A 9,173-nucleotide genomic window follows, 5' to 3' on the forward strand; every position below is an offset into this window, starting at 1 on the left:
CGCCCCAGTGGGAATTGGTATGCATTCGCGGCCAGTCGCAGCATCCCCGCGGATCGGCCATTCGGCACCCGGGTCGCCGGGATGGAGCTCGTGGCCTGGCGCGACGCGCGACGCCGGCTGCGCGTCGGCCCGGGCGCCTGCCCACACCTTGGCGCGAGCCTGGCCAACGGGACCGTGCACTGCGGCACGCTGATCTGCTCCTGGCACGGTCTGGCACTGAGCGGCGATTCACGCGAGTTCGGCTGGAAACCCCTGCCGGGCCATGACGACGGCGTGCTGGCGTGGGTGCGGCTGGACGGCATCGGCGGCGAAGCCCCGCTGGACCGTCCGGTGATCCCGGCCCGACCGACCGGCGCCACGCTCGACGCGGTCACGCGCTTGGTCGGGGTGTGCGAACCATCCGACATCATCGCCAACCGGCTCGACCCGTGGCACGGGGCGTGGTACCACCCCTACTCGTTCACGAGTCTGGACGTGCTGTCATCGCCGACCGAGGACGACGACCGCTTCCTGGTGGCGGTCACATTCCGGATGGGCCGCGTCGGTGTGCCGGTGATCGCCGAGTTCACCAGCCCCGAGCCGCGCACCATCGTCATGCGCATCATCGACGGCGAAGGTGCCGGCAGTGTCGTCGAAACCCACGCCACGCCGGTCGACCGCGGCCACGATGGCCGACCACGCAGCGCCGTGCTGGAGGCCGTCATCGCACACTCGGAGCGGTCCGGGTTCGCCCACGCGCGGCACGCGGCCGCGCTGATCACACCGCTGATGCGGTACGCGGCCACCAGACTGTGGCGCGACGACCTCGCCTACGCGGAACGCCGGTACGAGGTGCGGACGAGCCCTAGTCCTCCTCGACCGTGATCTCGGCCTTGTCGGGATAGAACGCGACGTGGCCGGCGATCGCGGCGACGGCCGGATAGGGCTTTTCGTAGGTCCAGATGACGTCGTCGACGGTGTCACCGGCCGCGGTCCTGACGCTGTAGTAGCTCGCGTCGCCCTTGAACGGGCAGTACGTCGCGGTATCGGTGCGCTGCAGCACCGACTGGTTTACGTCCCCGAGAGGGATGTACTGGACCGGCTGATACTTTGCCTCCTGCAGCGTCAGCGCGGCGCGCGTGTCGGCGACGAGCTCGCCGTTCACCCGCACGGTGACGTGCCGATTGTTCGGTTCGACGGTGATCGGATGCTCGGCGGTCGGTTCGAGTACCGGTCGGCTCATGGCGATTCCTCCTATGCGACCTATTCGATGGGTAATCATTCTCAACACATCGGCGACGCGACGATTCCCCGACAATCCCCTAACCCCCTAACGATTTTCCTTGGCCTACCCCCCGGGGCAGGCCGGGAGTTACGGGTTTTGTCCCCTATCCCGGCGGCTAACGGGTCGCCGCCCAGACGGCGACAACATCCACGGAAGCCACAGTAAGCACGGAAAGGGCTCTAAATGGTTAACGTGATCGACTGGATCCTCGAACTGTTCCGCGACCCCGTTCAGGCGGCGTCGTTCGTAGCCGACCCCGAACGGGCCATGGTCGACGCGGGCGTCGCCGGCGTTTCCTCGGCGCAGTTGGCGGCGGTGGCCGCAACGGCGGTCCCGACGATGGCGATGGCGGGCGGCGGCGACCCGGTCGTCGGCTTGCAGCAGGCGGTGGCGAACCACTACGGCTTCGCCCCGGACGCGTTCGGGCCGGCATTCCAGCCGCAGCGGGTGTTCGCTCCGGAGACCGACTTCGCCAGCAACAACGATCTCGCCAGCCACAACACCGCCGATATCGCCAGCCACAACGACCTGCTAAGCCCCGACCAGCACGCCGGTGCGAACGCTCAGCAGGGCGCGTTCAACCTCGGCTTCGGTGACATCACCCTCGGCGGTAATCACACCGAGGCCAGCGGTCACGCGGTGGTCACCGGGGACAACAACCGCGGCGACATTCTCAGCGGTGACGGCGCGGTGCTCGGCAACGGCAACACCGTCAACAACGGCAACATCCACGCCGGCAGCGGTTCGAACGTCGCGGTCGGTGAGCACAACGGCATCAGCTCCGGCAACAGCTACGCCGGTCGCGACGTGGTGAGCAACCACGACGGGACGGTCATCCAGACCTCCGGTCACGGCACGACCGCGGTGTCGGAGGGCAACACCACCAGCGTGCATGGAAACCAGACCATCACCGACATCCACGGCACCGGAAACACCAGCGGCGTGGACAACAGCTGGACGCACACGCATACGTCGACGACCGACAACTCGGTGGTGGACAGCTCGACGCACTCGAGCTCGGTGATCGACACCTCGGTGCATGACAACTCCGTGCACAACAACTCGGTGCACGACAACTCGGTGCACGACAACTCGTCGCACAGCTCGGTGTTCGACGGCTCCGTGCACAACGATTCGTCGTTCAACAGTTCGCTGCAGCACAACTCGATCGACGCGCACCAAAACAGCGGTCTCGACACCCACCTTGGGTTCTGATCCACCGTCCTGATCTGGCGGGGACCGCAACGGTCCCCGCCAGATTTGTGCGTGGAGCGCAGATTGTTGCGTGGAGCGGGGGAGACGGGCTCAGAACGCATAACGGTGGAACTGCGCTATGTTGCGCGTGGCGGACACCAACGACATCACCCGCCCCATCGGCCGGTAGGGCCCCCGGAGATGCTTGAACGCGTAAGTGTCGAACACCGAGACGGCCTCGCGCAGCCGCACGCCCGGCACCGCGGCGATGATGTCGTCGGGCCCGTCGATGCCCCAGTACAGCTTCGCACCGGCGCGCCGCACCGCGGCGTTGGTTACCTGCAGCTTGATCCCAAGGCGGTTGAAGACGTCGAATTGTAATTCGCCGGAGGCAAAGTGCTCAACTATCCGGCGCAGCAGACCGACGCCGTCGTCCTCGGTGAGGTACATGGTCAGGCCTTCGGCGACCATCAAAGCAGGCCGATCGGCCGGGATCTGCGGCAGCCACGCCGGATCGGTCACCGATGCCGGCACCGGGTGGCAGTGGTCTCGCGCCGGATACAGCTGTGCGCGCAGGGTGATGACGTCGGGACAGTCGACGTCGTACCACTCGACCCCGGGGCCGGGGTTGATGCGAAACACGCGGCTGTCCAGGCCGCAACCCAGGTGCAGCACCGTCGCGCGATCGTTTGCGGCGAGGAAATCCCGCGCCCAGTTGTCCATGTGCGCGGTACGAATCGTCACCGACGGAGCCGTGCGCGCGGTGATCGTGGTCTTGCGCCAGTCATAGTCGATGCGGCTGACGACATCCTTCGCCCACGTGTCACCGAGGATCGGATGGTCTGCATCGGCGTCCAAGGCCTTGGCGTAAAGCGTCGCCAGCATGGTCTGCGGCGCACCGGTCAAATCGACGCGAATCTGCCCTGCTTCCGGCACGATGCCGAGGCTAGTCGGTGTCGGCGCCATGGAGAATCGCTGCGCCGCCCCCTCATCTCGCCGCGCGTACGCTGATTAACATGACCCTGAAGCAGCGGATGCCCCTGGTGCGTTTGTCGTACCTCCGCTTTCTCGTCGGGGCCCGCCACTTCATCAAGACGGGTCAAGTTGGCGATGGCCGCGAATGCGTGCTCGCCGATCACGTCGTGAGCAAGGCCCGCAAGGGCGACATCGGCGACGTGCTCGCCACCATTGACAAGTTCGCTTACGAACAAATGTTCCTGGTCAACATCGGCGACCAGAAGGGCAAGCTGCTCGACGCCGCGGTGAAGCGGGCCGATCCCAAGCTCATTTTGGAGCTGGGCACATATGTCGGGTATAGCGCTCTGCGCCTCCTCCGCGACGCACCTTCAGCCAAGGTGGTTTCCGTCGAAATGTGCGCGGCCAACGCCGAGGTGGCGGGCCGCATCTGGGCCCACGCCGGCGTCGATGATCGGATCATCTCCATAGTCGGCACCATCGACGATGGAGGCCCAACCCTCGTTGCCCTCGCCGCCGAAGGGATCGGCACGGGAAGGCTCGACTTTTTGTTCCTCGACCACGACAAGAACGCCTACCTACCCGACTTGCGCACGATCGTCGACGAGGGATGGCTCCACCCGGGCTCGATCGTCGTGGCGGACAACGTGGGGTTCCCTGGCGCGCCCAAGTACCGCGCCTACATGCGCGAGCAGCAGAACAATCGCTTCGACACCGTCGAACACAACGCCCATTCCGAGTACCAGACGTGGGTGCGAGATCTGGTACTGGAGTCTGAATTCCTCGGCTAAGGCCGCTAGTTCGGCTGCGATCGCAAACCGCGATGTGGTCGACCACCTGGTTGCGCGTCGGGAAAAGTGGTGTGCCCCTACGATATCGCCGCTCCGGACGATGCGAGAACGGTCGGCCGGTGTTGGCAACCGTCGCCAGGAGTTGGCCGCCCGCCGCGGTGGTGATGGTCTTCAACGGCGCTGGCCGGTCGGCCCCGCATCTCATGCACGCCGCCGGCCGATTCGCTGATACCGAACCGGTCGTACAGCCGGGCCAGCGGCTTGGGCGCCCACCAGTTGGCGCAGCCCATCACGTGCATGAACGCCGGCACGAGCACCATGCGTACCAGCGTCGCATCGATGAGGACCGCGACCGTCAAACCTATGCCGAACATCCGCATAAATGACACCTGCGCGGCAACCAGCGCGGCGAAGGAGATCGACATGACCACCGCTGCGGCGGTGACCACCCGGCCGGTGTGGGCCAAGCCCAGCGCGACGCTCTCGTCGTTGTCAGCGCGGGTCTGTTCCGAATTACGCCAGTACTCGTGGATACGCGATAGCAGAAACACCTCGTAGTCCATCGACAAGCCGAATGCGATGCAGAACAACAGCACTGGCATGTTGGCGGCCAGCGTGCCGGTGGCGGTGGTGCCGATTGCGCCAAGATGGCCGTCCTGGAAGATCCATACCAGCGCACCGAACGCAGCAGTCAGCGACAGCACATTGAGCACCAGTGCCTTGAGCGGTAGCACCACACTGCCGGTCAGCAGGAACAGCAGCACATAGCTGACAACCGCGATCGTGGTCAGCACAAGCGGCAGTCGCGATGTGATCGCGGTGACGATGTCGCGGTTGGTCTGAGCGATGCCGGTCAACTGGACCAGCCGGCCGTCCGGCGGCACAACCGCGTGCAACCGGTCGAGCTGTTCTTCCGACGCGTGGGAGAACAGCGGCGCCACACTGCCGACGGTTAGAAACGCGCTGCCGTCGACCATCGCCGCTGGCGCGGAAGGCGGGCCAGCCTTCTGTCCGCGCAGGAACGTGCCGACCGGCGACGACACCCCCCGGACGTCGGGGACCTGCGACAACTTGGCGGCATAACGGGCAAGGGCGGTGCGGTCGATGCCGGTGGCGTCGGGGATGACCACGATCACATTGGTCGCAAAGTCGGTTGCGAAGTTGGTGCGCAAGTCGTCGCCGACCTGGTGGGCCGACGCCGACGCGGGCAACACCCGGTCGTCGGGAAAGCCCCAGCGCACACCTAGAAACGGCGCACCGAGCACGAGCAACAGCACGATCAGCGCGCAACCGATCGGGATCGCCCGCCGCATGGTCATCTTCGTCGACCGGTACCAGAACATCTCCTCGACGGGTCGGCGCACCGGCTCGGGCCGGCGCAGCAGGCGCCCCACCAACCGCTGGACGTCGAGGGAGTCAAGCCTGTCGCCGAGCAACGCGATCACTGCCGGCGTCACGACCACCGCCGCAAACGCGGCGAACGCCACCACGCCTACGCCGGCGTATGCGATTGACTTGAGCAGGTACATCGGGAACAGCACCATCGGCGCCATCGACAACGCCACGATCGTCGCCGAGAACAGCACCGTCCGGCCCGCAATGGCCATCGTGCGCACCAGCGCGTGCTCTCGAGTGGCGGCGCCGTCGGCCAACTCATCGCGATACCGATTGATGATCAGCAAGGTGTAGTCGATGGCCAACGCCATGCCCATCGCGATCGTCAGGTTGAGCGCAAAAATAGATACGTCGGTGACGAGCGTGACCGCGCGCAGCACCGCCATCGAGCCCAGAATTGCGAACACGCCCACTGCCATCGGCACGGCTGCCGCGACGAGGCCCCCGAATACCCACACCAGCACCATGAAGCTCAGCGGGAGTGCGATGGACTCCATGAGCAGCAGGTCCTTTTCAGTCTGCTGGTCGATCTGCGCGTGGACGCTCGCCGCCCCGCCCGTGCGGACGTATACCCCGTCGCGGTCGTGCACCAATTCATCGGCGAGCGTCTTCGCGTGCTTTGGTCCGTCGCTCTCTCCGCCAGTGATACCGGCGACGATCAGCCCGGTTTCGAGATCCGCGCTAACCAGTTTGACGGCTGCCTCCGGTGGCGTGCTCCACGGCGACTCCACGTGCGCGACATACGGGGACTGCTCGAGCTGCTGGACGATGTGAGTACCAACCGCCCGTGCAGGTTCGGCGTAGGCACCGGGCTCTGAACTGACGGTGATCAGCATCTCCATGTCGCCCTGGTGAAACTTGTCGGCCAGCAAGGTTGCCCCCTGCGCGGATTCCGACGACGGGTCCTGGAAGCCGCCGGCCGACAAGCTCTTAGTGACAGGAATCCCAAATACTGCGGCGCCGATCAGGACGAGCAGCGCGATTGCAATGATCCGCCGCGGCGCGGCGATCGCCAGTCGAGCGATTTTCTGCAACACGTCCGGACCTTCATCGGCGGTACGCCGCAGAGCGATGCCCTACCGGTGGCGACTCGTAACTCGGAGCGGTCACCGCACCGTAGGGAACCGCGAGTTCTTCAGCGATGCAGTTAGCTACGCGCTTGGACTGCTTGGCGACGAACGCAATCAGTCCCGGGCGGGAAAGAAACCCGACGAACCGCAAACCTGGCGCGGCCGGATTCTCACCGGCGGCGCGGGGCAGGCCTCGCTCGTCGAGCACACCAAGGTGGCCGACCAGCGACTCAAGACCACGCCGATAACCCGTCGCGCAGATCACCGCATCGACTTGAAGCCGTTGGCCGTCTACCAGCACGACGCAACTGCCTTCGAACGTGTCGATAGTGGGGACGACTTCGAATCGCCTATCTCGGATCGCGTGAATCACCTCTTTGTCGACGATCGCGGGCGCACGTCCAAGCCGCTTCCCGCGGGCGAAAGCCCCCTCGTCCGGGGTCGGAAGGCCGAACTCCGTCAGATCGCCGATTTCGATTCTGCGCGCCACCTGCCCCATCGCGTCCGCCAGCCTGGTCGGCGAGTCGTACAGCCGGGTCGCGAGGTAGTCCGACGGAAACCCGCCCGGTAGAGCGCGCAGCATGATGTTGGGCGGGGTTCGTACCGCCAACCACGCCTTGGCTGCTCCCCCGGTGGCAATGTCGTGGACGATCTCCAAGGCCGACGAGCCGGCCCCGACGACCAGCACCCGCTTTCCTAGATATGGCGTTGGATTCCGGTAAGCCGAAGAATGCAGCACCTCACCGCGGAAGCCGTCCTTGCCCGGCCATTCGGGAACCCGTGGGGTGTGTTCGTATCCCGTTGCGACGACGACCTGTTGTGCACTGATCTCTCCTGAGGAGGTCGACAGCCACCAACCACCCGAATCACGATCGATTCGGGTCACTTCAGTGCACAGTCGCAACTCGATTCCGTCCTCGTGGGCGTGCCGGTCGAGGTGGTCGACTACTTGATCCCGGGTCGGAAACACTGCGGTTCCGCTTGCATACGGCCGATTGGGCATATGCGAGGTCCGCCTGCCGGTATTGAGTTTCAGCCGGTCATAACGCCCCCGCCAGGACGAGCCGACCTGATCGGCCCGGTCGATCAGCAGCGGGCGCAGCCCTCGATCGCGCAGGCTCAGCGCCGTGGCGACGCCGGATGGACCCGCTCCGATTACCACAACCTGATACTCCTGATGTTCGCGCACGTGCAGTCCCCTATATCGCTGCGGCCGATGTTCGCATCGCGGCCAGGACCGCGCGCGTGGAGGAGTGCGAGCCAATGGTGATGCGCACTCCTCCGTCGGAGTAGTACCTCACTCGCACGCCGGTGTTGTCAAAGACTTCACGCCACGGCCGACCTGCGGCCGGCAGGTACACGAAGTTGGCGTGTGCGTCGGTGGTGTAGATACCCATCGCGTGCAACTGCGCACACAGGTGCTGCCGTTCGGCGGTGATTAGCCGGATTCGTTCTTGTAATTGAGATTCCGCCCGATACGATGCCGCAACCGCGACCAAGCTGGTGATGCTCATTCCGAACGGCAACTGCATCTCCCACAGCTTGCTGGCCAGTTCCCTGGAGCCGAATGCGTACCCAATCCGCAGGCCGGCCAGCCCGTAGGCCTTTGAGAATGTCCGCATGACAACCACGTTCGGAAAGCGCTCAGTCAGGGCGACCGAGTCGATGCTGAAGTCGGGCGCGACGAACTCCACATAAGCCTCGTCGAGAATGACGATGGTGTCGCTGGGGACCCGCGCGAGAAGCTCTTCAATTGCGCTGGCGGATTCGACTGTGCCGGTCGGGTTATGAGGCCGACAGAGGACTACCACCTGCGCTTCTGACGCGGCATCTGCCATCGCGTGCAAGTCGTGGTGGCCGGTCGCGTCGAGCGGCACCATGACTTGGCTGAGCTTTGTCATTCGCGAGACGATCGGAAATCCGTCAAAAGTAGGTTCCGACATAACGATTCGGTCGCCTGGGTCGGTGATCGCGTGCAGTACTTGCAGCATCACCCCGGTCGCGCCTGGGCCGAGAACAACTTGCTCATCGGGCAGCCCGATGCGGGTGGCGATCAATCGGCGCAATCGCTCCGGGAAAAACTCCGGATACCGGTTGGCCGCGCGGATCGAGTTGACCAGCGCGGCGCGTACAGCCGGCAGCGGCGGAAATGGGTTCTCGTTGAGCGACAACGCCAGCGGATCGACGGCGATCGGCAACGCATCGACATCCATGAACGCCGGCGGTGGCAGCGTGTGGATCTCCGAACGCGGATAGGACTCAACCGTCGCGGTCATGACGACCTCCCAACCCTGGGCTTCATGCCGCCGATCAAACTGACATTGGTCATGGTGCTGCTCATTTCATCCAGGCTGGGGTGACCGGTAGGGCGTTGTGGTGGCGGTATTCGGCGATGGCTTTGAGGTTTTTGAGCTCAAGCAGATGACCTGCGCCGAACATGTCCCAGAAATCGCCGACCCACACGGGTCGTTGCGGCGGCGCGGT

8 protein-coding genes and 1 pseudogene are annotated in these 9,173 nt (G+C 65.0%); 3 read left to right on the top strand and 6 right to left on the bottom strand.

The genetic code is table 11. The features are described 5' to 3' along the window. Positions 1-864 (top strand): DUF5914 domain-containing protein (locus VE759_RS16015; protein ID WP_324934175.1); only part of this gene is annotated, 864 nt, incomplete at its 5' end. On the opposite strand, the gene VE759_RS16020 is transcribed toward VE759_RS16015, so the two are convergent. Continuing rightward, positions 845-1,222 carry a DUF427 domain-containing protein gene (locus VE759_RS16020; protein ID WP_324934177.1) on the bottom strand — a complete coding sequence of 126 codons (378 nt, stop codon included), beginning with the start codon at positions 1,220-1,222 and terminating at the stop codon, positions 845-847. The two genes, VE759_RS16015 and VE759_RS16020, sit on opposite strands and share 20 nt — an antisense overlap. Before the next feature lie 225 nt (positions 1,223-1,447). Here VE759_RS16020 and VE759_RS16025 point away from each other — a divergent pair, with 225 nt between their 5' ends. Further along, complete coding sequence (locus tag VE759_RS16025) at positions 1,448-2,479, top strand: IniB N-terminal domain-containing protein (protein ID WP_324934179.1); 1,032 nt, start codon at positions 1,448-1,450, stop codon at positions 2,477-2,479. Positions 2,480-2,569: 90 nt separating this feature from the next. Here the strand turns inward: VE759_RS16025 and VE759_RS16030 are convergent, their stop codons facing one another. Then, the gene (locus VE759_RS16030) at positions 2,570-3,394 is read right to left on the bottom strand and encodes a class I SAM-dependent methyltransferase (protein ID WP_324934180.1); all 825 of its coding nucleotides are present in this window, start codon (positions 3,392-3,394) and stop codon (positions 2,570-2,572) included. 80 nt (positions 3,395-3,474) lie between these two features. Here VE759_RS16030 and VE759_RS16035 point away from each other — a divergent pair, with 80 nt between their 5' ends. Then, positions 3,475-4,224 (top strand): O-methyltransferase, encoded by a 750-nt coding sequence (locus VE759_RS16035; RefSeq protein WP_324934186.1) that lies wholly within the window; start codon positions 3,475-3,477, stop codon positions 4,222-4,224. A 77-nt stretch (positions 4,225-4,301) separates the two neighbouring features. Here VE759_RS16035 and VE759_RS16040 read toward each other — a convergent pair whose 3' ends face one another. The 4 genes and pseudogenes from VE759_RS16040 to VE759_RS16055 form a co-directional block, all read right to left on the bottom strand. Continuing rightward, a complete protein-coding gene (locus VE759_RS16040) occupies positions 4,302-6,656 on the bottom strand; it encodes an MMPL family transporter (RefSeq protein WP_324934182.1) in 2,355 nt (784 codons plus the stop codon). A gap of 10 nt (positions 6,657-6,666) precedes the next feature. After that, the gene (locus VE759_RS16045; protein ID WP_324934184.1) at positions 6,667-7,878 is read right to left on the bottom strand and encodes an NAD(P)/FAD-dependent oxidoreductase; all 1,212 of its coding nucleotides are present in this window, start codon (positions 7,876-7,878) and stop codon (positions 6,667-6,669) included. A 10-nt stretch (positions 7,879-7,888) separates the two neighbouring features. After that, positions 7,889-8,965 (bottom strand): pyridoxal phosphate-dependent aminotransferase, encoded by a 1,077-nt coding sequence (locus VE759_RS16050; RefSeq protein WP_414687932.1) that lies wholly within the window; start codon positions 8,963-8,965, stop codon positions 7,889-7,891. A 61-nt stretch (positions 8,966-9,026) separates the two neighbouring features. Beyond that, positions 9,027-9,173 (bottom strand): annotated as a pseudogene (locus tag VE759_RS16055) (SRPBCC family protein); the annotation flags it as partial.

This window comes from Mycobacterium sp. (genome assembly GCF_035640695.1).
GTDB lineage: Bacteria > Actinomycetota > Actinomycetes > Mycobacteriales > Mycobacteriaceae > Mycobacterium.